The 26,349-nt window shown below is 41.6% G+C and carries 21 protein-coding genes; 8 read left to right on the top strand and 13 right to left on the bottom strand.

What is annotated here, in order from left to right; genetic code table 11:
* Window positions 1–9: 9 nt before the first annotated feature.
* Window positions 10–3,588 (bottom strand): TonB-dependent receptor, encoded by a 3,579-nt coding sequence (locus QQK00_RS06095; RefSeq protein ID WP_284216591.1) that lies wholly within the window; start codon window positions 3,586–3,588, stop codon window positions 10–12.
* A 734-nt stretch (window positions 3,589–4,322) separates the two neighbouring features.
* On the opposite strand from QQK00_RS06095, the gene QQK00_RS06090 reads away from it, so the two are divergent.
* Window positions 4,323–5,402 carry a phosphotriesterase family protein gene (locus QQK00_RS06090; protein ID WP_284216590.1) on the top strand — a complete coding sequence of 360 codons (1,080 nt, stop codon included), beginning with the start codon at window positions 4,323–4,325 and terminating at the stop codon, window positions 5,400–5,402.
* A 130-nt stretch (window positions 5,403–5,532) separates the two neighbouring features.
* Window positions 5,533–6,585 carry a LacI family DNA-binding transcriptional regulator gene (locus tag QQK00_RS06085; protein ID WP_284216589.1) on the top strand — a complete coding sequence of 351 codons (1,053 nt, stop codon included), beginning with the start codon at window positions 5,533–5,535 and terminating at the stop codon, window positions 6,583–6,585.
* Window positions 6,586–6,600: 15 nt separating this feature from the next.
* Here QQK00_RS06085 and QQK00_RS06080 read toward each other — a convergent pair whose 3' ends face one another.
* A complete protein-coding gene (locus tag QQK00_RS06080) occupies window positions 6,601–7,188 on the bottom strand; it encodes a CoA pyrophosphatase (RefSeq protein ID WP_284216588.1) in 588 nt (195 codons plus the stop codon).
* Complete coding sequence (gene pabB, locus QQK00_RS06075) at window positions 7,185–8,666, bottom strand: aminodeoxychorismate synthase component I (RefSeq protein WP_284216587.1); 1,482 nt, start codon at window positions 8,664–8,666, stop codon at window positions 7,185–7,187. Before pabB ends, QQK00_RS06080 begins: the two co-directional genes overlap by 4 nt.
* A 212-nt stretch (window positions 8,667–8,878) precedes the next feature.
* Between pabB and QQK00_RS06070 the strand changes: the two genes are divergently transcribed.
* The 3 genes from QQK00_RS06070 to QQK00_RS06060 all read left to right on the top strand — a co-directional run bounded on the left by QQK00_RS06070 (window position 8,879) and on the right by QQK00_RS06060 (window position 12,794).
* The gene (locus QQK00_RS06070) at window positions 8,879–10,408 is read left to right on the top strand and encodes a fumarate hydratase (RefSeq protein WP_284216586.1); all 1,530 of its coding nucleotides are present in this window, start codon (window positions 8,879–8,881) and stop codon (window positions 10,406–10,408) included.
* Window positions 10,409–10,516: 108 nt separating this feature from the next.
* Window positions 10,517–12,070 carry a DNA recombination protein RmuC gene (locus QQK00_RS06065; protein ID WP_284216585.1) on the top strand — a complete coding sequence of 518 codons (1,554 nt, stop codon included), beginning with the start codon at window positions 10,517–10,519 and terminating at the stop codon, window positions 12,068–12,070.
* Window positions 12,071–12,149: 79 nt separating this feature from the next.
* Window positions 12,150–12,794 (top strand): flavin reductase family protein, encoded by a 645-nt coding sequence (locus QQK00_RS06060; RefSeq protein ID WP_284216584.1) that lies wholly within the window; start codon window positions 12,150–12,152, stop codon window positions 12,792–12,794.
* A gap of 21 nt (window positions 12,795–12,815) precedes the next feature.
* On the opposite strand, the gene QQK00_RS06055 is transcribed toward QQK00_RS06060, so the two are convergent.
* The 3 genes from QQK00_RS06055 to QQK00_RS06045 form a co-directional block, all read right to left on the bottom strand.
* Complete coding sequence (locus tag QQK00_RS06055; RefSeq protein WP_284216583.1) at window positions 12,816–13,307, bottom strand: CPBP family glutamic-type intramembrane protease; 492 nt, start codon at window positions 13,305–13,307, stop codon at window positions 12,816–12,818.
* Window positions 13,308–13,465: 158 nt separating this feature from the next.
* Window positions 13,466–13,651, bottom strand: a complete 186-nt coding sequence (locus QQK00_RS06050; protein ID WP_284216582.1) for a hypothetical protein — start codon at window positions 13,649–13,651, stop codon at window positions 13,466–13,468.
* Window positions 13,652–14,268: 617 nt separating this feature from the next.
* Entirely contained in the window at window positions 14,269–15,435 is a 1,167-nt protein-coding gene (locus QQK00_RS06045; RefSeq protein ID WP_284216581.1) for a helix-turn-helix domain-containing protein, read from the bottom strand.
* 201 nt (window positions 15,436–15,636) lie between these two features.
* Here QQK00_RS06045 and QQK00_RS06040 point away from each other — a divergent pair, with 201 nt between their 5' ends.
* The 3 genes from QQK00_RS06040 to QQK00_RS06030 all read left to right on the top strand — a co-directional run bounded on the left by QQK00_RS06040 (window position 15,637) and on the right by QQK00_RS06030 (window position 18,089).
* Window positions 15,637–16,497, top strand: a complete 861-nt coding sequence (locus QQK00_RS06040) for a DUF2306 domain-containing protein (RefSeq protein ID WP_284216580.1) — start codon at window positions 15,637–15,639, stop codon at window positions 16,495–16,497.
* Window positions 16,498–16,581: 84 nt separating this feature from the next.
* A complete protein-coding gene (locus QQK00_RS06035; RefSeq protein WP_284216579.1) occupies window positions 16,582–16,923 on the top strand; it encodes a GGDEF domain-containing protein in 342 nt (113 codons plus the stop codon).
* A complete protein-coding gene (locus tag QQK00_RS06030) occupies window positions 16,920–18,089 on the top strand; it encodes a right-handed parallel beta-helix repeat-containing protein (protein ID WP_284216578.1) in 1,170 nt (389 codons plus the stop codon). Before QQK00_RS06035 ends, QQK00_RS06030 begins: the two co-directional genes overlap by 4 nt.
* A gap of 11 nt (window positions 18,090–18,100) precedes the next feature.
* Here the strand turns inward: QQK00_RS06030 and QQK00_RS06025 are convergent, their stop codons facing one another.
* Genes QQK00_RS06025 through xdhA form a run of 7 tightly spaced genes read right to left on the bottom strand, consistent with a single transcriptional unit; the run spans window position 18,101 to window position 26,169 of the window.
* Window positions 18,101–19,321 (bottom strand): urate hydroxylase PuuD, encoded by a 1,221-nt coding sequence (locus tag QQK00_RS06025; RefSeq protein ID WP_284216577.1) that lies wholly within the window; start codon window positions 19,319–19,321, stop codon window positions 18,101–18,103.
* Window positions 19,308–20,639: a guanine deaminase gene (gene guaD / locus QQK00_RS06020; protein WP_284216576.1), complete on the bottom strand. Its 1,332-nt coding sequence runs from the start codon at window positions 20,637–20,639 to the stop codon at window positions 19,308–19,310. The genes QQK00_RS06025 and guaD overlap by 14 nt, the downstream gene beginning before the upstream one ends.
* A gap of 3 nt (window positions 20,640–20,642) precedes the next feature.
* Window positions 20,643–20,966 (bottom strand): hydroxyisourate hydrolase, encoded by a 324-nt coding sequence (gene uraH / locus QQK00_RS06015; protein WP_284216575.1) that lies wholly within the window; start codon window positions 20,964–20,966, stop codon window positions 20,643–20,645.
* Window positions 20,963–21,478 (bottom strand): 2-oxo-4-hydroxy-4-carboxy-5-ureidoimidazoline decarboxylase, encoded by a 516-nt coding sequence (gene uraD / locus QQK00_RS06010; RefSeq protein WP_284217571.1) that lies wholly within the window; start codon window positions 21,476–21,478, stop codon window positions 20,963–20,965. Before uraD ends, uraH begins: the two co-directional genes overlap by 4 nt.
* A 2-nt stretch (window positions 21,479–21,480) precedes the next feature.
* A complete protein-coding gene (gene xdhC, locus QQK00_RS06005) occupies window positions 21,481–22,359 on the bottom strand; it encodes a xanthine dehydrogenase accessory protein XdhC (RefSeq protein ID WP_284216574.1) in 879 nt (292 codons plus the stop codon).
* Window positions 22,359–24,698, bottom strand: a complete 2,340-nt coding sequence (gene xdhB, locus QQK00_RS06000; protein WP_284216573.1) for a xanthine dehydrogenase molybdopterin binding subunit — start codon at window positions 24,696–24,698, stop codon at window positions 22,359–22,361. Before xdhB ends, xdhC begins: the two co-directional genes overlap by 1 nt.
* Window positions 24,691–26,169, bottom strand: a complete 1,479-nt coding sequence (xdhA, locus tag QQK00_RS05995) for a xanthine dehydrogenase small subunit (RefSeq protein WP_284216572.1) — start codon at window positions 26,167–26,169, stop codon at window positions 24,691–24,693. Before xdhA ends, xdhB begins: the two co-directional genes overlap by 8 nt.
* Window positions 26,170–26,349: the final 180 nt, after the last annotated feature.

Raw genomic sequence — 26,349 nt, 5'->3', positions numbered from 1 at the left:
TCATAACTCCTAAAATTTCGCTCTAATGCCTAAACGATAAATACGCCCGGTCTTACTTAATGTTTGAGTTCTTCCTTGGTATGCACCAGTCTCGAAAATATTACTCTCATCTAATGGGGCGTATGTTCCATCGCCATTTGGTAACACTTCGAATGTGCGCGATGTAAAGAACTGTCTTGGAGCATCGTCGGTCAAGTTAATCGCATTAAAGGTTAGGTCGACATTCTCAGACAAATTATATGTGGCGGAAAAGTCTAAACTTTCCGTGCCGTCTAGCCAGAGTGCGCCCTGACCAAAGGTACGCTGTGCAAGCTGCTCGCTATTAGCTCGATAAGCTAATCTAAGTTGATGTCCATCCTGCTCCCAGAATACGGTGGCGTTGTAGGTATGTTCAGGCGTTAGTTCACGAGGGAAGCGGAATTTTTCTGCGTCCTCTCCTTCTTCTGCATCTAACTTACTTTCTTGGTAGGTATAGTTTGCGGTAACCCCTAGGCCGGACCAGAAGCTCGGTAAGAAATCAAAGTTCTGTTGATAGCCAATTTCAATACCATTTATAACTGCGCCGTCACCGTTGCGTTGACGAGTTGAGTTGTAAATTGCACACCATTCTGTAAGGTCTGAGTCATCAAACATCCATTCTGGGTTACCAGTAACATCAAAGAAGTTTGCTCTATGTGGGAAACATGCATTTGGACCCAAACCAGTAAGTAACTCAGGATTTGCAGCCCAATCCGCTCTTACTCTGTCTGCATCTTTAAATAAGTTATTAGTGTCATATGGTACCGACGTGTCTAAGCGTCTTAAGTCGTCGATGAAACCTTGTCTAAGTTCTGTTTCTAAGAAATTAGTCATGTCCTTGCGGAACAATGCGACTGACAATAACCCTGTTGGATTGAAATACCACTCGATAGATAAATCAATGTTAACTGACTCTTGCGGGTTAAGTTTTGGGTTGAATTCTGCTACACCTCCACGCAATTGCCCTTGACCGGCCCAAATGTTTTCACCGCCGCTGAAACCAGCTCTTACCGCTTCAAAGTTCGGTCTAGACATTGTCTTAGATAGGCCAAAACGGCCAATTAAGTCGTCTCTTACTTGATAGTTTAAAGATAAACTGGGTAAGAAAAGGTCATACTCATTGTCGCCTGCCGTGGGGAAAACAACTAAGGTATTGTCAATAATTTGTGAAGGATCGTCTCCCCATTGCCAAGTTTGCTGACGGGTAATGTCGATGTGCCTGTTTGCAGTGAACTCGTTTAGGTTTCCTTGCAATAGACCTTCGTCAAAACAAGGGTAGCCCGCAGGGTCTACTGGAATTCGTGTATCGTCAGACGGGTCGTCGTTTGTACCATTTCTATCCCAACCCGTGCCGTCAATTCTATTTCTCCATGCATTCGGGTTTGGCTCGAACACATTGGTAAATTCACAAGGACTTAAAGACTGATTAGTCACATCACGCAGTGTTGCGAATAAGAAGGGGTCGTAACGTCTGTTGACAGGCTCGCTGTTATCAAATTGAAAACCCGAACTACCCAATGTTTCTAGTGTAGTTCTTACCCATCTAACACCGACGTTGCCTGACAATCTGTCATCAAAATATGCAAAATTAAACTTCAAATAGGCTGCTTGACTTTCTACCTCGGCTCTTCTGGTTTGAGAATCATCTACGGCAATCGACAGTTCCTCTTCGGCAAAAGCTCTTGCTAGTAAGTCTTCCTGAGATAACAAAGGCCAAGTAGCCACTGAACCTTGCAAATCAAATCCAAGATCTTGCATAAAATCAGAATATGGGAATTCTTCACCAGTGGCCAAGTTATCCGCACTAATGTTGCCAAGACCAATGTTTGCAGCTACTAAACGGGTACCAATAATAGTGCCATCTGGATCGTATTGGAGAACTTCTATTGGTGTGTTTGTGTTTGTGAAGCGTTGGGCTTGGTTATCAACAAACTTTTCACGCTTGGTGTATTTAGCGCCAAACTCTACTGTGGTAATACCTGCAAAATCTAAGTCCCAATCAAAATCAATTTCCGCGGTTTGTATTTCATCTGTAACGGTTTGTTCGGTACCATTGATACCTAAGTTAATGAAAATGGAGCGTAGATCGGACGGGTTAAATGACGCAACACCGCGGTTGTCCCATGGTGTATTGGGGTTAAGTTGAGAACCAACACCGGTACTAACCACTGCATTACACACACCTGAGGTACAATCAAAACCTGCTGGGTCTATACCAGTGTGCGGCGTCCCAAAAGGGCCTGCTTGTAATTTCGTTGCAGGCGTCGCACCATTTGCAATCAGGTTTAAATTGAAACTTAGTGGTTGTTCAAGTTCTGTTTCTGCACTGCTTACTTGCGCTTCAACACGGAAGCTATCAGTAATTTCTTGTTTAATGTTGAGCGTAAATACGTTGTTAGTAACTTCTTGCTCGTTACTCGAATTATTAAAGCCACCATCGGCGAATCGGTTTATGGCTTTTACTATAGTGTGATTGTCAGTATCTACTGTCCACCAGTCTTGTTGAGGGTCAGAAAAATCTGGGATATATTCACGGCCAAATAACTGATTTGAGTGGGGAACGCCTGCTTCTAAGTTTTCCAAGTTTTGAACAAAAGACGCAATATTTAATTGGTCAAATGAATTGGCAACATTCTGCTTACTTGATGTCACATCAAGCGTAATATCTGTGCTATCTGTCGGTAACCACTGTAAGGTAGTCGTAAAACCGCGTCTATCACGCGTGTTTTGCCACAATTGGTAACTAATACCTGATGGAGTGATTGCCTTGGTATTTGAAATGATGTTGCCATCTAAATCTCGGGCAATACGTACATCTTGTGCACGCCAGTTGCCGACACTGAATTGATCGCGACGTACGTCTAGGGTTTCATCGAAGGCGGTAACGAGTATACCAACCGTGTCGTCAAAGAAACTTTGAGAGAATGAGCCAGAAAGCTTGTAGTTAGACTTTTCTGAAAAGTCGTTATATCGCCCTTGCAAGGTAACGCTGCGTAAGTTTTCAGAAATTTCTAATGGCCTTGCTGTTGCCAGTTCAACTGTACCACCCAATGAGCCTTCGTCGTCATCCGCGCTCGCCGTTTTCTTAACGGTGATACGCGAAAGAATATCTGAAGACAATGAACTTAAATCAACCGATTGGTTAAAATCTGAACTACCTAATTGCACGCCATTTAATGTAATGATGTTCTCATTCGGGTTAGCACCTCGAACGGTAATTCTTGAACCCTCACCATCAACGGACTGCACGGTAACGCCAGTTACGCGGCCAAGTGCATCTGCAATATTTTGATCGGTAGATTTACCAATGTCTTCAGCAAATATTGAATCTGATACTGTATCTGAAAAACGCTTTTCGTTAAGCGCTTTAAACAAACTGCCTCTAAAGCCTTCAACTTTTATAACTTCTGTACCTACATTGTCCTCAGCATCCGCAGCATTTTCGCTGGTTTGTGTGGACGGTACTTCAACTTCTGATTCTTCTTGAGCGTAAGCAAGGTGGCTGGCACCTCCCGCTATCATCGCTAGCGTCAGAGCACTCAACTTGAATCGTGTTCCAGTATTACTCATGTGTGTCTCCCAATGGGTAAATATTTGTGTTCAGCCAACTTCACGAGTAACAAAGTTGACGAAACTACTGTGCAACGTGCTTATCTTGCATTTACAACAATCAGCATCGTAAAGAGGTGAATTTAATCGTTACGAATTGCGATGCTTTTGTTTAGGTTTTGTTACAAATACCTTTAAAGGAGACAACATTTACTTAACACTCGTCAAGCAGTTTGTTATGTGAAATTAAAATTTGCATCAAATGGATCTTCAGCTATTGTTTAATATGGTGATAGCGTTAACATATTTAAGTGTATTTGGTGCCTTGGGAATGCTGTGTATGTTAATTAAATGTAACTCTCAACTACATTGATTTTAATAGATTTTTTATTTTTGAAGATTCTAAATCGAATTTGCAACAGGATTTGAACGCTATCAAACATACAGAAAAGTTTTGCAGATGGATGCGCTATATAATATTTTGTTTGTAAAATGTTGTTTTTGTTATATGTGAGGTTTTTTTATTATTTTCAAGTAAAACATTTGATAAAATTTAAACGTATCTGTTCATATATGATTTTTACTAGGATGTGTGCTTAAAATGCACAATGAAAGAAAATAGTTATATAAATTAAAAAGATAAAGATGTGAGTGCAAAATCTCAACGTGAATCTAAACAGGTGAACGAGTGATAAGGGTTGTACGTATTTAATTGTTTACAATTTACTCTTTGAAATGAAATCAAGGTGGTTATTATGCTCAAACAACAGATAAAGAGTGTAACAAAATATATGTTTATATTTGGCGTTTTGGCCGGGTTAGCCATCGCGATAAAGAGTAGTTATGCAGAGTTAAAAAACATGGATGATCCATGCGTTAAGCATGCCTATATTTCTCCTCATCAAATATTAACCGTTGGCGGTGGGATGAAAGTCACAGAAGATTCTATCTGGCTTACGCATGAACATATTTTAGTGGATTTTATCGGCGCTGATAAAATTAGCGCTGCCGATTGGAATCACGATGTCGTTGTGAAAACGATGAAGCCACAATTAGAGGCAGTCAAACAATTTGACGTACAGTTTTTTGTAGATGCTACGCCAAAATACCTTGGTCGTGACGTAAATTTATTGGCGAAAGTGTCTACAGCGCAAGATATCGCGATATTAACAAATACGGGCTTGTACGGCGCTCGCGGGAAAATATTCATTCCTCAGTATGTAAAATCTATGTCAGACACCGATTTGGCAGCAAAATGGATTAGCGAATACGAACAAGGAATAGATGGAACAAGCATAAGGCCCGGCTTCATTAAGATTGGTGTTGACGCAACAATACCCCTTCACCCGATTGACAGTAAGTTGGTACATGCTGCTGCAAAAACGCATTTAAAAACAGGCTTAACAATACTATCGCATACAGGCCCTGCGCTCGGGTTATGGCCACAAATAGAGATATTAAAGAAAGAGGGGGTTTCTCCTGCGGCGTTTGTTTGGGTGCACGCCCAATTTGAAAAAAACAATACCGAATATATCCAAGCTGCTAAAGAGGGCATGTGGATAGGACTCGATGGCGTCGCATGGGATGTTGATTTGCATGTAAACAAACTCGTATTTGCGAAACAGAATAATATACTAGATCGCATTTTGCTCTCGCATGATGCTGGGTGGTACGACCCTCAGAGGCCCGAGCAAAGTATAAAACCATTCACACATATTTTTACAAAACTGATTCCCCAATTAATGAAACGAGGGTTTACTATGGAAGATATAGACCAGTTGTTGACAGTAAACCCCGCGAGAGCATTTGGTATTGGTGTAAAGAAATGTTGGTGATTTGAAATTTAGTAAAGACAATAACGGATAAAGTAAGTTTAGGCGTTGTAGAATTTGATGTAAGGCAGTCTTGTGGGCTTATGTCGAATGATATAATCTTTCTCGTATATATAAGGTTAGTTATTAGTTTATGGAAAAAGTAAAACGAGCGCGTATCCAGGATGTCGCGGAGCTTGCTGGCGTATCGAACATGACCGTTTCTCGAGTTTTGAATGGCGGTGTTAAAGTCAGCGAAGTAAAACGTAAAGCGGTAATGAATGCTGTTGAACGATTAAATTATAGTCCAGATGCGGCGGCCAGGCGCCTTGCCAGTAAAAAATCATACATGATTGGTCTATTGTATCAAGACTTGGATATTTCTTACGTCAGTAAATTTTTATTGAGGGCACTGAAAAGTTGCCGAAATGTTGATCACCATTTGGTGCCTGATGGCATTGACGGCGATATCGATGAGTTTTACAGAGCCGTTAAAAAATTGATTGATGTGACACAAATTGATGGTGTCATTTTGCTTGCACCTATAAGTAACAATCCGCAAATCCTTGAGCTATTGCAAAATGCGCAGATACCGTTTGTAAGAATATCACCAGATGACCATTCAAATATATCGCCACTCATTGCTATTGATGAGTTCAAGGCAGGTTATGCGATGACTGAATATTTAATTAGCTTGGGCCATACTAAAATTGCACATATAAAAGGGCACCCAAACCAAGCCGCTAGCCGCTTGAGAGAAGAAGGGTTTGAGGCAGCTATGCAAGCAAATAACCTAAAAATAAGACCGGAATATATAGTCCAAGGTTACTACACTTACGATTCCGGTATTCCGGCATCTCATGCGTTGTTAGCCGGAGATGACAGGCCGACTGCTATTTTTGCCGCAAATGATGAAATGGCTGCGGCTGCAATATCCGTCGCAAACAAACTTGGCATTAAGACGCCACAGCAATTGTCTGTAGGGGGACTTGACGATGCACAGCTTGCGGTCACAATGTCTCCGCATTTAACCACTATTCGCCAACCAATTATGGAAATGGCCGAACTTGCCGTAGATCTATTGACATCAAATATGATGCAAACGAATAAACTTTTGGCGCGGGGGCATCGTCATATTCTTGATTTTGAGTTGGTAAAGCGACAGTCAGCAACTTACCCAGAGATAAATATTTCGACGAACAAATAACGGTAGGCTTGATACTTATTTGTGTAAGATGTGTTCTTTTAATTGGAACAACATCCCGGCTGTTGCGCCCCATATCGTGTGTTGTTGATATTTGATATAGTGTACATTCGTTTGTTGGTTTTTACGCGTTAACTGTTTTGTCTCATAATTTTCATGTGAAAGTAAAAAAGACAAAGGTACTTCGAAAACGCTGGCGACTTCGTTTTCGTCCAGACGTAAATCTTTGTGAATATTTATCATCGACGATAAGTAAGCGATAATTGGCGTTACTGCAAATCCGCTGATGGTTTTGTATTCTGGCATTGCGCCAACAACGTTAATTAATTCGGAAGACAAACCTATTTCTTCTTCCGCTTCTCTGCATGCCGTGTGTTCCAGCCCTTTGTCTGAATTTTCTACTTTTCCGCCAGGAAAACTGATTTGCCCCGCGTGATGTTTTAAATGGTGTGCTCGTTCTGTAAAAATAACGTGAGGTTCAGTATCTTGTGGATTTAAGCAAAGTAATACGGCAGCAGGGCGATTTGCCTCGGGAAAAATACTCCTTTGGTGTAAATTATAGTCCCAAGGTCTTTGAAAAGCCTTGATGAAGTCATTCGTATTCAAGAAAAACTGTCCTTGTTAGCAGATTTCTTACTGGTATGATTACCAAGTGTTTGTTCAAATACGGGGAGTATTCTAGCGACTTTGTCGAAGGTTTCTTGATACTCTGCATCTGCTTTAGAATCTAACACGATGCCGCCGCCAGCCCAACAATACATTTGTTTGCTTCCATCAGTTGCTGTCTCTGCAAGTACCGTACGAATACAGATGTTGGTGTCCATGTCTCCATGAATACCGACATAGCCGATACTGCCACAATATATACTTCGCTTGTCTGGCTCAAGCGCTTGAATAATTTGCATCGCACGAACTTTGGGTGCTCCCGTGATAGACCCGCCTGGAAAAGCACCCTTTAAAAGTTCAAATGGGCTTGCTTCTTCTTTTAGTTCGCCAATAACGGTGGTAACGAGGTGATGAACGGCGGGGTAACTTTCCAAAGAAAATAGCGATGGGACTTGAACTGAAAATGGTTTGCAGTGCTTACTTAAGTCATTGCGTAACAAGTCTACGATCATCAAATTTTCTGCACGGTCTTTTTCTGAGGCTTGTAGTTCACTTGCTAACGCTTGATCGACATTGGGATCATCATCACGCTTACGTGTCCCTTTAATCGGCTTTGTTTCTACATGTCTGTTTTTGACTTTTAAAAAGCGCTCAGGCGACACACTTAGTACGGCGGCATTTTCTAGTCTTATAAACGCAGAGAACGGCGCTTTGTTTTTTGAACTAAGCAATCGATATGCTTCCCATTCAGAGCCGTAATAACTCGCATTAAATCGCTGCGCAAAATTAATTTGATAACAATCGCCTGCTCGCAAATAGTTATCAATTTCTGCCAGCTTAGCGCAGTAACTTTTTTCTGACATGTTAGAAGACCAAGACGACATCAATTGAAAAGACGTTGGGGTTTTGGGTAAACGCCTGAAAAAAGGCGCTAACCAAGCATCAGTATTGCTAACGGCGCTGCAATGATAAATATTCCCAGTGTAATTGTCGAAAATAAGTGATTGTTCGTAAAAACCGACTGCAATATCGGGCAGTGCGTATTGCGTTGGCGAGTTGTCTCTGATTTTATCCGTAGCAGTATTAACGTCGTAACCAAACAACCCCATTGCACCTAATTTAAAGGGTAAATTAGACAGCGTTTCGTTTTCGTCTGAAATGTCTTTTATTACCTTGGCATCAAATGCTTTTTGAAGTATCGACAAGGCGGTATACGGACAAGTTTGCGTACTTACGTTAGGTAAGGAGTGATGTTCATTGTATGTTGTGACTTTACTTTTCCCTGAGCCGGTAGTTGCCCAAAACTCATACGTAAACGTTGGCGAGTGCACGATAATATCGTATCGTCCGTCGCTTAGGCGGTTATTTGACGTATCTAGTAATATTGACCACGCCTGTGCTTCAACATGCCTAAACAATTCATGACTTGTAGAATACGGCAAGTCTATTTTTGTAATTTGTATTTTTTGCTGCGACATTCTTCTCTGCGATGTGTTTTCATCGACGTTTATTCGTAACGTAGTATTGATGCAAATTGTGCGATTTGCCTAAATTTTACGCCGACAACGCTTTTTTTACTCCCGATAATTAAAAACTGGCGAAAGTAAGTATTGGTTTTGTTGGTCTATCGACACTTTAACGGTAGTATACTTGCGAAAATCTCTCGGCAACATACTTTTATGAGGAAGATATGACCACTATTCGTCAACAAGACTTCATTGATAGCGTTGAAGACGCGCTTCAGTTCATCTCCTATTACCACCCCCTAGACTATGTGAAAGCGGTAGAGGATGCATATAACAAAGAACAAAGCCAAGCGGCAAAAGATGCGATGGCACAAATTCTCATTAATTCTAGGATGTCTGCTGAAGGAAAACGCCCTATTTGTCAGGATACCGGGATTGTAACTTGTTTTGTTAAAATAGGCATGGCCGTTCAGTGGGACAAAACAGATATGACAGTACAGGAAATGGTAGATGAGGGGACTCGCCGCGCTTATCTCAACCCAGATAACCCTTTACGTGCATCAATCGTGTCAGATCCCGCAGGTGCACGTAAAAACACCAAAGATAACACACCAGCAGTGGTGCATATCGACATGGTTGCCGGTGATAAAATAGAGGTGATGGTAGCTGCAAAAGGGGGCGGCTCAGAGAACAAATCTAAAATGGTTATGCTGAACCCAAGCGATGATATTGCTGAATGGGTGGTAAAGACCTTGCCACAGATGGGCGCAGGTTGGTGCCCTCCCGGCATGCTTGGTTTAGGTATTGGTGGCACAGCAGAGAAAGCGGCCGTGCTTGCTAAGGAGTCGTTGATGGATCCAGTTGACATGCCTGAGTTATTGGCGCGGGGTCCTGAGACAACAGAAGAAAAATTACGCGTTGATATCTTCAATAAAGTGAATGCATTAGGTATAGGTGCCCAGGGGCTTGGTGGCTTGACGACAGTCGTTGATGTAAAAATCAAATCCGTGCCAACCCATGCAGCGTCTAAACCTGTTGCGATGATCCCTAATTGTGCGGCAACACGCCACGCGCATTTTTACCTAGACGGCAGTGGTCCTGCTGAATTAAAAGCGCCAGCGCTTGAAGATTGGCCGGAAGTCACGTGGGAAGTTGGCAAAGACACTCGCAGAGTTAATATGGATACGCTGACTAAAGATGATATCCAAGAGTGGAAGGTGGGTGAAACGGTGTTGTTGAGCGGGAAGATGTTAACGGGTCGTGACGCGGCTCACAAACGTATTCAGACCATGCTTAACAATGGTGAAGGTTTGCCAGAAGGCGTCGACTTTAGTAACAAATTCATATATTACGTTGGACCCGTAGATGCAGTGGGTGACGAAGTGGTAGGGCCTGCAGGGCCAACGACGGCAACGCGTATGGACAAATTTACGGATTTGATGCTAGAAGATACAGGCATTATTGGCATGATTGGAAAAGCAGAGCGAGGCCCTGCAACAGTACAAAGTATCGCTAAACATAAATCTGTCTATTTAATGGCTGTTGGCGGCGCGGCGTATTTGGTTTCTAAAGCAATAAAAAATGCAAAGGTAGTCGCCTTTGAGGATTTAGGCATGGAAGCAATCTATGAATTTGATGTTGAAGATATGCCGGTGACCGTGGCCGTTGATAGTACAGGGGCTAATGCTCACGAAACTGGCCCTGCCATTTGGAAAGCTAAAATTGCTGATTTAGACACTGAGCTTTCTAAGTAGTACTGACCGCATTAAACTTGTCAGTTATGTTAAAGGCTTATAGTACAGTTGCTGTGAGCCTTTTTTGTTTCGTTTACTAAAAGAGTAATATGGAGATGAGCAAGCTCAATGGACGCATTTTTGGCATTATCGACACTGTTTAAAATAAGCATAGTTGTACCGATCATCTTACTTATCGTTTGTATCATCTATTTGATTGTGTTGATGAACACGAATAAAAAGCATAGAAATGCTTGTATTGAAGCAGAGAAAAACAATGAAATATGGCATTTTCAACAGCAACAATCAGTAGATAAAATCGAAGCCTTGCAAGCAGAAATTGCGGAATTGAAACAACAAAAAGTCATCGATAATCAAGCAAACGACGCGAAGATAGATGCATTACAAAATACCAATACGCACAATCAACGTGTATTGGGTGAAATGCATCAAAAAGTGAGCCACTTAGATCAGCTTGTGCAAGATAAAGCAGACTTGCAAGCTCGCTTGGAAATGCAACTAGAAACAATACAGAAAGTTAGTGCTGAAAACTCAGCTTTGAAGTCATCTATCGAAAAAGAGCGCGAACACATGCAAGAAAAGTTGGATGTGTTAGATAAGGCTGAAAAGCGTTTGGGGACTGAGTTTGAAAATATTGCGAATAAGATATTTGAACAAAAGTCTGAAAAATTTACCAAAACCAGTGAATCAGGACTACATCAGTTATTGAGCCCATTAAAATTGCAAATAGATGATTTTAAAAAGCAAATTACTGACCAATATGTGTCTGAAGGCAAAGAGCGCGCGGCGCTGAAGTCTGAAATTTTAGGCTTAAAAGAGTTAAACCAGAAAATTACCGAAGAAGCCGCTGCTTTAACGAATGCCCTAAAAGGCGACAATAAGCAGCAAGGAAATTGGGGGGAAATCGTGCTTGAACGAGTACTCGAAGAGTCCGGTTTACGCAGCGGTCATGAGTATGAAGTGCAAAAGAGTACTGTTAATCAAGAGGGGAAGCGCTATCAACCCGACGTTGTCGTTCACTTGCCAGATAACAAGGACATTGTCATTGACTCAAAAGTTTCGTTGGTAGCATATGAGCGTTATGTAAATAGCGAAGATAAAACAGTGAAAGAACAATCACTTAAAGAGCATGTGAACTCAATTCGTGGACATATTAAAGGGCTTAGTAAAAAAGACTATCAAGACCTAGAAGGCCTTAAAACGCTTGATTACGTCCTGATGTTTGTACCAGTGGAGTCGGCATTCATTGCGGCTATTGAAGGTGACCAAAGCTTAGTTAAACTGGCCTTAGATAATCAGATTTTATTGGTTAGTCCAACCAATTTGTTAGTGGCCTTGCGTACTATTCACAATATTTGGCAGTATGAATATCAGAATCAAAATGCGGCTAAAATAGCTGAGCAAGCGCGAAAAATGTACGATAAATTTGCGAATTTTGTCGGTGACATGGAAAAAATCGGTAAAAACATTGAGTTAACCAATAGGTCATACGATGCAGCGATGAACAAATTATCTACAGGCAGAGGTAACTTAATTAATCAAGCGCAAGCATTTAAAAAATTAGGTGTAAACACCACCAAATCAATTGACGCAAAATACAATACTGAAGATGAGGCGCTAGCGCATTCTGATGATACTTCTCATGAGGATGACGCTGAATAGCACGTGTCCATAAATCAGATATACAGGTCAATAAAATAATACATCAATTAAAACACACTTACATGAAGATGCCCGGAATATGAACATAAATTTTGCAGAATACTCAGCCAGCGAACGTTACCACTTGATGACGCAAACCGTTATTCCAAGACCCATTGCATGGGCATTGACTGAGTCTGTAATTGACAATGATAGTGTACTCAATTTAGCGCCGTTTTCATATTTTACGGCGGTATCCAGTGACCCAGCTTTATTAATGTTGTCTGTCGGCAAGAAACCCACGTGTGAAAATAAGGATACGCTAAGTAATGTGCTTGAAAATAAAAAAATGGTCATTCACATTCCATGCGCTAAGCAAGCCACAGCCGTGACGCAGTCTGCAGCTACCTTAGCACACGGTGAGTCAGAGCTAGATGCAATAAACAGTCACGCGCCTGACAATGTCCTGACTACGGTGGATTTTGAAGGTTTTCAACTGCCTCGATTAAAAGAATGTGACATTGCTTTTGCATGTGATTTATTTGAAGTTAAGTATTTAGATAACACCAGCCAAGCGTTAATTTTTGTTGAGATAAAGCATATTTATCTTAACGAAGATATAACGTCGATGGACGATAAATTACGCTTAAAAGTGCATGCCGAAAAGGTACATCCTCTTGCACGTTTAGGCGCAAATGAATATGCAGGGATTACTGAACCATTTGTCGTTCAGCGACCTAAATAGCTGGTAAAAAGCGAGGTGCTGCTAGGACAATAGTATAATGGCCATGCCCAGTGTATTTAAAATAATATGAGGTATAGCGGCTGCTATGAGCCCTTTTTTGAGCGATTTCCGCTTCCAAAAGACGTAACTAATACTGAATAAATAAAAAGTCCATGTCGCGGTTAAGAATTTGATGGGTGCCAAAAGTCCGTGTAGCGCTCCCCAAACCAAAGCCGATATTACGCAACATTGTTGATTGCTTAGTTTACTTTTTATTAGCAAACTGACAAAAGCGCACAGTAGTATTGTCTCGGCAATGGGCGCAACAAACATGATAATTAGCAGGCCACGCATCGATAAATCGATACTTGTCGTATATTCGTTTAATTGGCCTTCCAAATTGATCCCGAAGAATTCTGCCCCAAGTGAAATGGTATACGCGCCAATAAAACTGATTAAACCTACGACTATACAATAGGGTATAAAATCAAGGTTTTTTATCCAAATAACAATGTACGGAGGAAAGGTGATCATGAGCTTAACAAGTGCTTATTGTATGTGTGTTTTTCAAAAAGTATTCTCCAAACTGTAACCAATTTGCTTCTTATTTACGTAATTTAACTGCTCTATTAGATGGCAGCCTCTTAATCGGGAATAAGTTTACCTTATTCCCATCTATTAAAGAAAATTGTTTATTGGGATAGTCGTCTACCTTGATTCATTTGCCCACCAGAGCTTTCCGTTCTTTCTCTATTTTTAATGTACGATTCAACGCTATTAGCAATTCGACCGCCTATATAGCCTAATACACTAATCGCAACTGCCGCTCTGACGCCACCCATGACATCACTCATTTCGTTCATATTTAATTCGCGCATTTATCTTTACTCCTATTTTCATTTATTTTTGCTAACGGCTATCGGTATTTAATCTATAAGGAAGATCCACTACTGGCTAAGTAGCCGAGAAGGAATCAATTAGGTAACTCTCTCAACATATTTAAAAAAACTGTTTTCGAAATGTCGCAATTCTACCTACTTTAAATCTCTGCAATATGGTTCAATTAGAACGTTCTTTGCCACTGTTAATTTTCAGTCGATATGTTGTGCGAGCTAGGAGATAGTAGATTGTTCTAGCGCTATTTTTAACTGAACTAGAGCACTGGATTTCTATAAAATAAGGCTTCCATTACTAGGTTTCCACAAAAGGATAAAAATATGTTTAGTAGGCGTTGTCCCTCTTGTAAGCAAAAAATATCTTTTAATTGGATTAGAAAAAACGTCAATGAGGATTACTTTAATTGTCCTCATTGTCATTGTTTATTAGCACCTAAATTTTCGAATGTCCTTATAAATAGTATTATTTTAGGGGCAGGGACAGGTGCTATTTTGGCTAAACTGACAAATATATCTTTAGAATTCATTATTATTATTTGTTCGTTTTCGGGTATGTTCCTTTTTCCCTCGAAAAAATCGATGAATAGAATACGCACCTATTAACTGTTTATAGGTGCTTTTTCATCGATTTTAAATTCTAAATTACGATTGTTACTGTTGTTGTGAAAGTCTTGTCTATATGCATTGGGAGAGCAATTAAATACACTTTTGAATGCGCGATTAAATGGTCCAATTGAAGCAAAACCACTTTCTAAGCCTATGACGAGTATTGTCCAATGATTGTAATCTGGTGTTTCAAGTAAGTCTTTAGCGTAGGCCACCCTCAGTTGATTTACATATTGGTTAAAGTTTTTAGCTTCAAAATATGTCCTAATTATTCTACTTACTCTGTATTCAGGTACGTTTAGCCGAGCGGCTATATCTTGCATTTTTAGGTTGTTCTGCAAGAAGAGTTTTTCGTCAATTAGTAAACGTTTTAGAGCATCAATCAGCAGTTGTTCGTCGTCTGGTATTGTTAATACGCTATTAGTTTTCGCCGCATTCTGACTGCTGGTATCATTACAATGTTGAGGAATAGTATTTGCCAATGATTTGCGTTTGTTTGCAATTGAATCATAGTGTTGCCAAAGTAAAATTGCTTGAATCGTCACTAAAATACTAATGGCCGAAACAACTACAAACCAAGGAAAAACATTACTAAAACGACTAGGCTCAATAAACGTTGTCGCAATGACTGAACACGCAAATACAGCACTGCCGAATACGCCTAAAAACATCATGCGTTGGTAACGCATTATTTTTGTGTCATTGTTAAAGCCTCTTATCGCCTCCCAAGCAGTGAGCATTAATACAGTGGAAGACAATAGTTCTGTAATGGCGCCAATAAAGTGTGAAATAGTATCTAGTGGTGTTGAACTGCCTGCACCAAATGCATCGGCCATCTTTATGCTTTGAATAAATACAACCAATATGCCAATGATGCCGGCAAACACAATATGTCTTAATTGAATGGCATTCTGCGTTCTGAACAAACCTCTTGCAACTAACCAACAACCGTTGCAAGTCACACAGGTGCCCAGTGCAATGAGATACTGATAAGGACCTAAACTTTCTGCACTAAGGTGCTGAGCGGCGACCATTGCCATCGAACCACTAAATGCTGCAAACGCTAAATGAACGGCTTTTTTCTTTTTTACCATTAGTTGGGCAATAAGCATGCTTAAACTAATGACTAAAAAAAGCAAATAGATAGAGTGAAGAGACATATGATTACATAAATTCAGTCAAGCATTGTGTTAGTAGTTTATTGGCTGTTAGCACAAAACGCGAATAGCATTTGTAAAGCAATGTGTCTCAATTTACTCCCATACCTTTGTGTTTTTGGTATCAAATTCCGAATTCGGCGAGAATATATATGCGATTGTATCGATAATTTCTGCTGGTTTAAGCAATATTGGATAATCAGTATGAATGGAAATACAACAGCTCCGCTACACAATACATTGGCCTTTTTTAGACTAAGTAGTCCACAACAATCCTTGAATACCTTGGTGAAGTCATGGTTTGTTGTGGCATTGGTTGGACAGTGGTTTTTTGCTGTTTACGTTTTTTTAATATCGGTATTGCCTGTGATTTCAGGTAAGCCTATGTCAGCCGATTTTTCGCACATGATAACAGGGCTAATTGTGGGGGATCACAAAGGCAATTTTATATTGTTTGCGCATTTGATACCGGCCGCAATATTGAGTTTTTGTGGTGTTTTACAACTTGTGCCACACATCAAATTGCGCTACCCAGCCTTTCATCGTTGGAATGGTCGTCTTTTTTTACTATTGGGCCTGATTGGCGCGTTAACAGGTTTATATTTAACGTGGATCAGAGGGTCTAGATTCAGTGATATTGGCGCAGTTGGTGTTACCATAAATGGTTTATTAATTCCTATTGCCGTTTATTTGGCATGGCGATATGCCCGCAAGGGTAGAGTTGATGCGCACAAACGATGGGCGGTGCATAGCTTCATGCTTGTGAATGGTGTTTGGACGCTACGTTTATACATGATGGGATGGTTTATAATAAACCAAGGTCCAAATGGTAATAACAATACTTTTGATGGTCCGGCAGACATGTTTTTTTCGTTCGCCTGTTACCTATTGCCGATGCTGATAGTTGAGCTCGTTTTTTGGGCTAGAAAACAAGGCAATACACTTCGCGTAGTTGGTGTGAGCATAATGATGGGCTTGGGTACTGCTGTTACTGCAATTGGTGTCATCGGTGCCGCAGCGTTTATGTGGTTACCACGCATACAAGTTTTATTAGTGAACGCCTAATGCAAACACCCTAGGGGCGAGGTTCTTGTGTCAGCTTTCTACTATGCTACATTAGTATGGTAGAAAGCAGATAGTCTAGGGTGGATGTATCGACAATTGGACCAGGAGTTTCGTTACGGTGGAGAAGAGTTTGTGATTGTATTGGAACAAACCGCTATTTTAGACGCTGTAAAATTGGCGATGTATTTGGGGCAAGAGGTAAATAAAGCGACGTGGTGTAATGTTGACTTAAATGTCACGGTGTCTTCTGGCATTGCACAATTTTTGGAACATGAAAGTGCTAGAGACTGGATATCAAGAGCAGACATTGCGCTATATAAAGCCAAAGCGAATGGACGTAATTGTTGTTTTGCCGACGACTTAAATAGTGAGCAACTAATTCAGCATGCAAAAAAATATGGCGTGGAAAACGACCTTAATCAATGACAAGAATAATAAAGGCGTTTAGCTTCATTAATCTGTGTTTGGCTCTCGTTTCATGCGTTATCAGCGTTAAGGTAAATGCAGAAACAAACGCTGTCGACAAACGTATCGCTAACGTTGATTCGGCACATTCAGAGCTGCATCGCGCAAAGGTATCGCTAGATAAAATCGTCGTAAAAAATGAGGCGGAATTATATGCAGCTGTGTCTCAAGCAAATGCTAATTCGCGCACAGCAATAGTCATTAGACGCGGAACGTATCTATTACACTCGACATTAAATGTTACTGGTGATTATATTACCATTCGCTCAGCGGACAATGCGCCATCATCAGTGGTATTAAAAGGCCCTGGCATGATTAAGATGCCTAGAGTATTTAATCTCATTCGTGTATCTGGGAAATACTTCACGCTTAGTGGCTTGACCGCTGAAGGCTCGCCCAACCACATAATACAAATTGCCGGTGAGTCTGACGCAGACTTCACAACCATTAAAAATTGTCGATTGCAAAATGCGCGAGAGCAGATTGTTAAAGTGAGCTCGAATGCACAGCAAAACGTATCATCAGACCTCGGGCGCATTGAAGACTGCGTATTTGCATATACCGCGGGTGTTGGACCTCAATATTACATTGGAGGGATAGATATGCATGGTGGAAAACAATGGCTTATTCGCAATAATCAGTTTTTTGGCATTGCAAGCCCAGAAAAACGCGTCGCTGAACATGCGATTCACTTGTGGAATAGCAGCGCGAATAATGTAGTGACGAATAATCTCATTATTAATTCAGACAGAGGTATTGGGTTTGGCTTGCAAGGACTAAAAAACGAGGCTGGCGTAATTATGAATAATATGATTGTTCATGCGGACTTAACGCACCCCAGTGCTGATGTTGGTATTGTTTTAGAAGAGTCACCTAACACTATCGTTAAAAACAATAAGGTAGTGTTGTTACACTCTTATCCAAATGCCATCGAATACCGATTTACATCCACTAAGAATGTGAAAATCGTTGCAAACCAAGTGAATAAAAAAATCCGTCGCCGGAATGGAGGGCATGCAGCATTAAGTGAAAATAGCGCTATTGAAAACGACCAAACATTCATTAACAAGTCAGCAAAAAAACTGCCTGCCGACTTGTTTGAAGTGTTTAAAGCGCGTCGTAAATGATGCGTTGTCAACTAGGGCTTTTCTCGCGTATGCCAAATGGTCAACAAATTTCGTTCTTCGTCTGTCATTTTCGTTTTATTCATAAATGGCATGTCTCGCGTGACAGTCGTGCGATGGATGATTTGATTTTCTAAACGTTCAATATCTTCCCAAGTATCTAAAATGACGCCTAATGGGGCGATTTTAAACACCTCATCAGTCGGTGCTGCGGAGTGACAGCCCGCGCAGTGAGTTTTGATAAGCGTTTGCACGGTTTCTTTCGAAGGTATGTTAACATTGGCTAAGCCGCCATCACTCACATGCGAATGTTCAGTTGTAGCCGGTGCTGGCGATTTAGGCCATGATACCCATGCAGCTAAAGCAAGCATCGCAACGAAGCCTGATACTAATATTGCTGGTTTAACAATACCTAAGTGCTTTAAATTAAAGAAATGTCTTATCCAAGCTGAAATGGCAATGATCAACACTAAAACTAACCAATTCAATTCATGTTGATAAGTCATAGGGTAGTGGTTACTTATCATGATGAATAGCAATGGAAGCGTGAAATAGTTGTTATGCACAGAACGTAACTTTGCACCTGCGCCCCATGCAGGATCAATGTCTAGCTTGTTGCTTACAGCGTTTACCATTTTACGCTGTGCGGGCATGATATTGAAAAACACGTTTCCAACCATGATTGTGCCAATGAGTGCGCCCATATGAATGTATGCACCGCGCCCACTAAACCACTGTGTCGCTAACCATGTAGCAAAGGTAATAAACAACATTAATGCTAATGCAAAGATTTTTGGGTATTTGCCCAAAGGGCTTCTGCATGCGACTTCATATACGGCTAAACCGACAAAGATATATGCAACGCCCATTGTGATAGCTTGGCTTTCCGACATTGCTTTAATGCTTGGGTCAATTAGATAAGCAGAGGCGCCAAAGTAATACACCAGAATAAGCAGGGCGAAGCCGCTCATCCATGTAGTATAAGCTTCCCATTTAAACCAATGAAGCGTACTTGGCATTTTTTCAGGGCCGTATGCATACTTTGCTACTTCGTAGAACCCGCCACCATGTACTGCCCACAAATCGCCTTTAATGCCTTTGTCTTTTTTCCACTGAGGGGGTTCACGTAAGCTATTGTCTAGCCATATAAAATAAAATGACGCACCAATCCAGGCGACACCTGCGATTACGTGAAACCATCTTACGGCGAGTGATAACCAATCAAGCCACGGCATTTACGGATTCCTTATGAGAGTTGGTTGTTCCCAATTGCGCGACACCGGCAATATAGGTTTGTTTAATACATCGTTCGTCGCCCAAAATTGATAAGGCAAAGAGAATGTCTGCACATTCAGCGTTTGCGTCAATTCTCAAGGTAGACAAGTCATTAAAATGAGGATCTAAGACGACAAAATCAGCAAAACTATTGGGATTTAGGTTGCCTATGTCTGCCTCGAGATCTAGCGCGGCAGCGGCGCCTTGCGTCATCATGTATAGTCCATTTAATGCGTCTATTGGTGCACCATTTATTTGGCTAATTTTATATGCTTCGCCATAGGTGCGTAATAAATTAAAACTTGTTCCTGCGCCCACATCACTGGCAAGCGCAATATTTACATTAAATTTGTCGGCGTTTGCCTTGTCGAAAAAACCACTGCCTAAGAATAGGTTTGAGCTAGGACAGAAGGCGGCGGTTGCGCCAGCATCCGCTAAACTTTGCCAATCATCGTCAGTCATATGTACGCAGTGGCCAAACACCGCTCTTTTCCGCAATAGGCCAAAATGTGCATACACATCTAAGTAGCTTTTGCGTGCAGGAAATAGTTGTTTAACCCATTCAATCTCTTCAAGGTTTTCAGACAAGTGGGTCTGAATAAATACGTCTGGATAGTCGGCGGCCAATTCGCCCAAGGCGTTGAGCTGTGCGTCTGTACTTGTTGGCGCAAACCTTGGCGTAATAGCGTATAGGTTTCGTCCCAGGCCATGCCATTTTTTTATTAGAGCTTCGCTATCTGAAACGGCGCTTTCAGCGGAATCACTGAGTTCATTTGGGCAGTGCCTGTCCATACACACCTTCCCGGTGATCATTGCCATATTGCGCTTAGAGGCGGCGGCAAATAACGCATCAGCAGAGTGGGAATGAACGGTAGAAAAGGCAAGGGCGGTCGTTGTGCCGTTTGCAACTAATTGCGACAGAAATATATCAGCCATTTTTTGGCAGTAATCAAACGACGAAAATTTGCATTCTGTTGGAAAGGTATATTGTTCTAACCATGTCAGCAGCTGTTCGCCATAGCTAGCAATCATTTCTGTTTGCGGAAAATGCACATGTCCATCAATTAGGCCTGGCACAATTAACTTGTTACTGTAGTCAATTGTCACTGCGTCAGGATATGCTGCTTTTATTGCGGCATATTCGCCTAACGCAATTATTTTGTCGCCTTTCACTACCAAACCGCCATCTTTTTGATAGATTAAATCATCCTTGGGTGAGGTACTCACTTTGGGAAAATGCGCAATATTAGCTCTGTATATATATGGCGTTGATATCACTTACTAACTACCTCTATAACTACTAAAACCATAAGGTGATATGAGTAAGGGGACATGGTAATGCCCGCCGTTTTCGGTGATATCAAAGGCAATATCGACATGTGGGTAAAAGCTCTCTCTGTGAGTATTTAACAAGTACTCTTTACAATGAAAGCGAAGAGAATAGGTACCGGCAACAAATGTTATCTCTCCCCACTCTTTACATCTTCCATCTGCGTTTGTGATGGATGATACCGTTTCTCCGTCTGGCGCGGTTAAGCTAATCTGCATATTTGCAGCAGGTTTACCTGTCGTAGTATCTAATACGTGACTGGATAAGCTATTCATGCACTTTTTTCTCCAAATGCTTTTTCAATGCGTAGTTGGGTTATTTTTAGCTGTTCTGCCGCCGCGTTGACAAATTCAGATTCGGTAGTATTTGTAATGCGTGCATTTAACATATCGAGCATTGCTTGGGCAGAAAGCCCACTAGCACACACTATAAATATAAATCCATGTTTGTCCAAATATGCTTGGTTTTGCGTTTTTAAATTAAGTAAAACTGCGTCGCTTGCTTCTTGAGTGCCGCTTTGCTCATTTGATGCCAATGCTTTGGTGTTTGCATATTTTTTACGTAATGTACTTAAATCACCAATCATGGGGTGACCACCAAACGCTTCTAAAAAATCTTCAGTTTGCATCTCGCCCCAACAACGCAACGCTTGTTCTTTTAATTGTATCGTGTCGTTGTAGGGGCGATTGCTCGCCATTAATTTGCACCAGCGGGAGGCAGTGCAGGTTTGCATAAACCAATTGATGGCGTCCACTGTCGTCAGTGTATTCAAGGTATTAATCGTCATTGTCATACTAGTTGCTCACTAGTGTTATTAATTTGGGCTTTGTGCGTCGCAGGTTCTTGCGGCGTTTCGGTTTTTTTGCTGCTAGTATTGTTGAGGAGGTTTATTAATTGTGCACTAATAGACACCGCGACTTCTACTGGCCGTTTACCTGAAATATCCAAGTTACCTATCGGGCTGCTAAGGCATGTAATTTGAGATTCGGTAAACCCTCGATTTGCTAAACGTGTTTTGAATCGTTTAGCTTTTGCGTTTGAACCAATCATACCCAAAAAGTTAAGTCGGCTCGTTTTTAAACCACATTCAACTAAGTCATAGTCTAATTGATGATTATGGGTTAACACTATTGCCCATGCATCTTTAGGGAGCGATGCCATCTCAGCGCTTGGGTCGTCATCTATGACACATTCGACATTTGACGGCATAGTGCCTATAAACTCTTCAAGTAACGACGCGCGATTATCAACCCAGCGTATTTGCAGTGGCAGTTGAGCTAATATAGGGACTAAAGCCTGTGCTACATGCCCAGCGCCAAAAATAGCAATATGTTGCGTATGTTGTACTTGTACTTCAAATAGTACTTTCATTGCACCACCACAACATTGGCCTAGGGCGCTTGCGAGCGGATAAGAGTGAATATATTGTTGTTGCTCGTTTTGAATTAACAATTCTCTTGCTTTTGTTATGGCGTCAAATTCAAGATGCCCGCCACCGATGGTATCGAACTGAGCATCTTCGGTAACAAGCATTTTGGTACCGCCTTCGCGGGGAGTAGAACCGGCGGTTTGCAATACCGTGATTAGTACATACGATCGTCCCTGTTGCTGGCATTGATACAAAGCTTCAAACCACGTATTGACAGGGATGCTTGCCATATTGTTCATCAAATACCACCTTGCATATCATTCACGGCGTTTAGCACGCGTTCAGCGGTTGCTGGTGTATCCAGTTGTGGATCTACCGTGTAGTTACTTAGGCTCGAAATTGCATCTTTCAGTGCGCACCAAACAGATATGGCTAACATGAAAGGCGGCTCTCCTACTGCTTTCGAGTGATAAATACTGTCTTCTGTATTCGGCCGATCGTATAAGTCGACATTGAATATTTTAGGTGTGTCGCCTATTGCCGGTATTTTGTAGGTGGCAAGGTTGTTACTCATTAGTCGACCGTCTTCATGCCAACGCAAATCTTCAGTGGTTAACCAACCCATGCCTTGTATAAAGCCGCCTTCAATTTGTCCTTTATCAATTGCTGGGTTTAGACTGGCACCAACATCGTGGAGTATGTCGACTCTATCGACAACATATTCGCCAGTGAGGGTATCAATAGTTACTTCTGACACTGAAGCACCATAGGCAAAATAGAAAAACGGGCGGCCTTTGCCTGTGCTTCTATCGTAATGGATTTTTGGCGTTTTATAGAAGCCATTGGCTGATAAAGAGACTCTACCAACATATGCCTGCTGTACAAGCGCAACGAAGTCGATGCAATGTTCATCGACGTAAACCTTATTGTTTGCAAATCTCACATTTTCTGCTTTTGCTTGATGTTGTGATGCAAAAAATTGCGCAAGTTCAGATTTAATTTTGAAGCAAGCATTTTGTACTGCTTTGCCATTCAGATCAGTACCACTCGACGCTGCCGTTGGCGAGGTGTTAGGTACTTTATCGGTGCGTGTAGAAGTAACATCTACATCATCAACAGAAACACCAAATTCATTTGCAGTAATTTGCGCAATTTTAGTGTGTAAACCTTGCCCCATCTCAGTGCCGCCATGGTTTGCCTGTATGCTACCATCTGTATAAACATGCACTAATGCGCCCGCTTGATTTAAATGCTTAGCGGTAAATGAAATACCAAATTTAACCGGTGTAATCGCCAAGCCTTTTTTCAGAATAGCGTGAGTTTGATTGAAGGTTTTGATGCTGTCGCGACGTTGCCAATAATCACTTGATTCCGCAAGTTTACTTAAGATATCTGGCAGTAAATTATTTTCGACCGTCATGCCATATTGCGTAGTGTTTCTCTTTGCATCGTCATATAGGTTATTAAGTCGTGTGGTCAGCGGATCTTGCCCTGTTTTACGTGCAATGGCGTCCATTATGGCTTCAGCCATAATCATGCCTTGTGGTCCACCAAAACCGCGATAGGCGGTATGTGATACCATGTTTGTTTGCAAACGATGCCCTGCAATGTGGCTATCACCTAAGTAGTAGCCGTTGTCAGCATGAAACATGGCGCGATCGACAATCGCGTCGGACAAATCCGGAGAATGTCCGCAATTGCCGTTAACAATAACTTGGGTTGCTTGAATTATGCCATTGTTGTTAATACCAACTTTAAAGCTGTTTTCAAATGGATGCCGTTTACCTGTCACCATCATATCTTGTTGTCGCGGTAAGCGAATTTTAACTGCACAATTATTGCGACTTGCCAAAAGCGCAGCAATACATGCCCATTGTGCCGCTTGTGTTTCTTTACCACCAAAACCGCCGCCCATGCGGCGCATATCTACCACTACTTTGTGAAGCTTAATATCCAATACTTCGGCCACAAGTTTTTGTACTTCGCTAGGGTGCTGGCTTGAGGTATAAACATGCATGCGGTCTTCTTCTTCAGGCACGGCGAGTGATACTTGTCCCTCTAGATAAACATGTTCTTGCCCGCCAACGGATAAGCTGCCTTCGAGCGTAAGCTCAGCCAATGCCATTGTTTTATCTGCGTCACCCATCTGCATTTCGTGTGATGGACGCACAAATCTAGTTGCTTCGTGAGCCGCATCAACGTCTAAAATATGTGGCGTCTCAATTATGTCGATATTGCCAAGCAAAGCAGCGCGTCTTGCATTCATTATCGAATCTGCTAATACCGCAAATATTGCTTGACCATTAAATTTTATTTCGCCGTCAGCAAGCACCGGGTCGCCATCAAATACCGGGGCAATGTCAACATGGCCTGGTACGTCCTTAGCGGTGATGACGTCAATAACGCCTTCGCTCGCACGGACCTTCTCCAAATTAACATTTGAAATTTTGCCACTTGTCGATTGGCTAATGCCAATTGCCGCGTATTTGGTATTGCTTGGCTCGGGCATGTCATCGACATAACGCGCGTTGCCACAGACCTGCCGCGTGGCGCTTTCGTGTCTTTTGCTTTTACCTACTTGCTTATTGGCATGAAGGTTTTCAGAAATAACAGCGCTTTGTTCTACCAGTTTACGCATGTTCAATCACCCTCGTAGCAATTTGCTGAGTGCTTGTGTTGGTTTCTAACCAAAAGCGATGCCAAAGGTTAACTACCACCGTTTTTCGATACGCGGCACTAGCACGCACATCGTCAATTGGAGCAAAGGCATCTTGCAGTATCGACTTTCCAAGGGTTAAGGTTTCTTTAGACGCCCAGTGTTTCCCAATGAGCGAGTCTTGCAGCAAGCTACTTTGTATCGGTGTAGCCGCAAGGCCACCAAATCCTGTCGAAAGGGCCTTGATACAATTTTTTTCATCTAATGCTAAATTAAATGCAGCGCATACTGCGGAAATATCGTCTTCAAAACGTTTCGAAATCTTATATGCTCTAATTTGGTTTTTGCTTTCAGGCAGCGGTACTTCAATCGCATCAATCCATTCATTTTTTTGGAGCTTAGTTTTTCGATAATCTACGAAGAATTCGTTTATTGGTATTTTTCTCACACTGTCTCCACTATCGACTAAAACGTTAGCATTTAAGGCCAACATAACAGGCGGCATATCGCCGATAGGAGAGGCGTTTGCAATGTTACCGCCCAATGTTGCTTGGTTGCGGATAGGGAGTGAGGCAAAACGTTCGACGATTTCGTCGAGCATCGGAAAATACTGCGTGAGTACGTCATGGATTTTATTTAATGGACTCGCTGCACCAAACACTAGTTTATCTGGGCGTTGTTCAATGCGCGAAAGCGCTGGTATATGCGATACGCTAATGAGTGTGTCTAACGCATTTAATTGCTGCGTATGCTCCAATGCTAAATCGGTGCTACCGGCGACTAATCGAGCTCTGGGATATTTGTTCAATGCTTGTTTCAGCAAAGCTCTTGTGGTCGGAAGGATGAGTTGTTCGGTACCGATATCAGTATTTTTGTTTATGTCAATCAAACGAGTAATAGTGAACGCTTCATTTGCCGTAAATGCGTCATTTGGTGTATTTGAACATGCCTCCAGTGCGGCATTAATAATAGGCTGATAGCCAGTGCAGCGGCATAAATTCCCAGAGAGAGCCGTTGTCACGTGGTGTCGCGCTAAGGTCGCCTCTTTTTCAGTGTTTGTTGTTTTATCTGAATGGTAAAGTGCAAACATCGACATAATAAAGCCAGGTGTACAAAAACCACATTGTGAGCCATGATTATCTACCATGGCTTGTTGCACCGGGTGCATGTTTGAGGTATTACCGATGTGTTCTACCGTAATGAGCTGTTTGCCGTGAATCGCCGATAAAAATGTAACGCAACTATTTAGGGAGTAGTAGTTTAAGCGTCGAGACGATGCTTGTTCTGTGTTAAGTTCGGCAACGACAACTGTGCAGGCGCCGCAATCGCCTGACGCGCAACCTTCTTTTGTCCCGCACATCGCGCGTGAATCACGTAGGTAATTTAGCACGGTTAAATCGGCTCTTTCGTGCTCGATACGCACAAGCTCATCATTTAATAAAAATTCAATCATCGAGCACTCTCTTAAATTTCATGATATCGTTGAGTCATTACTATATATGTGTTTCATTATAAAAAACAGACCAAATGGTCAAAAAAATCTTGCGGTTTATGTTAGCAAGTTATATACCTAAGCATAGATGATTTACAAAAAATAAGTTGATCTACTGTGGTAGCGCTTAATTTTGCTAGC

Source organism: Agaribacter marinus (assembly GCF_030160655.1).
Taxonomy (GTDB): domain Bacteria; phylum Pseudomonadota; class Gammaproteobacteria; order Enterobacterales; family Alteromonadaceae; genus Glaciecola; species Glaciecola marina.
Note: the sequence above shows the minus strand (reverse complement) of the source record. Positions and strands in the feature narration are given on the sequence as shown.

Coding starts and splice junctions, on each gene's coding strand:
- QQK00_RS06095 (WP_284216591.1), bottom strand. CDS start 3,588: ATGAGTAATACTGGAACACGATTCAAGTTGAGTGCTCTGACGCTAGCG.
- QQK00_RS06090 (WP_284216590.1), top strand. CDS start 4,323: ATGCTCAAACAACAGATAAAGAGTGTAACAAAATATATGTTTATATTT.
- QQK00_RS06085 (WP_284216589.1), top strand. CDS start 5,533: ATGGAAAAAGTAAAACGAGCGCGTATCCAGGATGTCGCGGAGCTTGCT.
- pabB (WP_284216587.1), bottom strand. CDS start 8,666: ATGTCGCAGCAAAAAATACAAATTACAAAAATAGACTTGCCGTATTCT.
- QQK00_RS06070 (WP_284216586.1), top strand. CDS start 8,879: ATGACCACTATTCGTCAACAAGACTTCATTGATAGCGTTGAAGACGCG.
- QQK00_RS06065 (WP_284216585.1), top strand. CDS start 10,517: ATGGACGCATTTTTGGCATTATCGACACTGTTTAAAATAAGCATAGTT.
- QQK00_RS06060 (WP_284216584.1), top strand. CDS start 12,150: ATGAACATAAATTTTGCAGAATACTCAGCCAGCGAACGTTACCACTTG.
- QQK00_RS06055 (WP_284216583.1), bottom strand. CDS start 13,307: ATGATCACCTTTCCTCCGTACATTGTTATTTGGATAAAAAACCTTGAT.
- QQK00_RS06050 (WP_284216582.1), bottom strand. CDS start 13,651: ATGCGCGAATTAAATATGAACGAAATGAGTGATGTCATGGGTGGCGTC.
- QQK00_RS06045 (WP_284216581.1), bottom strand. CDS start 15,435: ATGTCTCTTCACTCTATCTATTTGCTTTTTTTAGTCATTAGTTTAAGC.
- QQK00_RS06040 (WP_284216580.1), top strand. CDS start 15,637: ATGAATGGAAATACAACAGCTCCGCTACACAATACATTGGCCTTTTTT.
- QQK00_RS06035 (WP_284216579.1), top strand. CDS start 16,582: ATGTATCGACAATTGGACCAGGAGTTTCGTTACGGTGGAGAAGAGTTT.
- QQK00_RS06030 (WP_284216578.1), top strand. CDS start 16,920: ATGACAAGAATAATAAAGGCGTTTAGCTTCATTAATCTGTGTTTGGCT.
- QQK00_RS06025 (WP_284216577.1), bottom strand. CDS start 19,321: ATGCCGTGGCTTGATTGGTTATCACTCGCCGTAAGATGGTTTCACGTA.
- uraH (WP_284216575.1), bottom strand. CDS start 20,966: ATGAATAGCTTATCCAGTCACGTATTAGATACTACGACAGGTAAACCT.
- uraD (WP_284217571.1), bottom strand. CDS start 21,478: ATGACGATTAATACCTTGAATACACTGACGACAGTGGACGCCATCAAT.
- xdhC (WP_284216574.1), bottom strand. CDS start 22,359: ATGAACAATATGGCAAGCATCCCTGTCAATACGTGGTTTGAAGCTTTG.
- xdhB (WP_284216573.1), bottom strand. CDS start 24,698: ATGCGTAAACTGGTAGAACAAAGCGCTGTTATTTCTGAAAACCTTCAT.
- xdhA (WP_284216572.1), bottom strand. CDS start 26,169: ATGATTGAATTTTTATTAAATGATGAGCTTGTGCGTATCGAGCACGAA.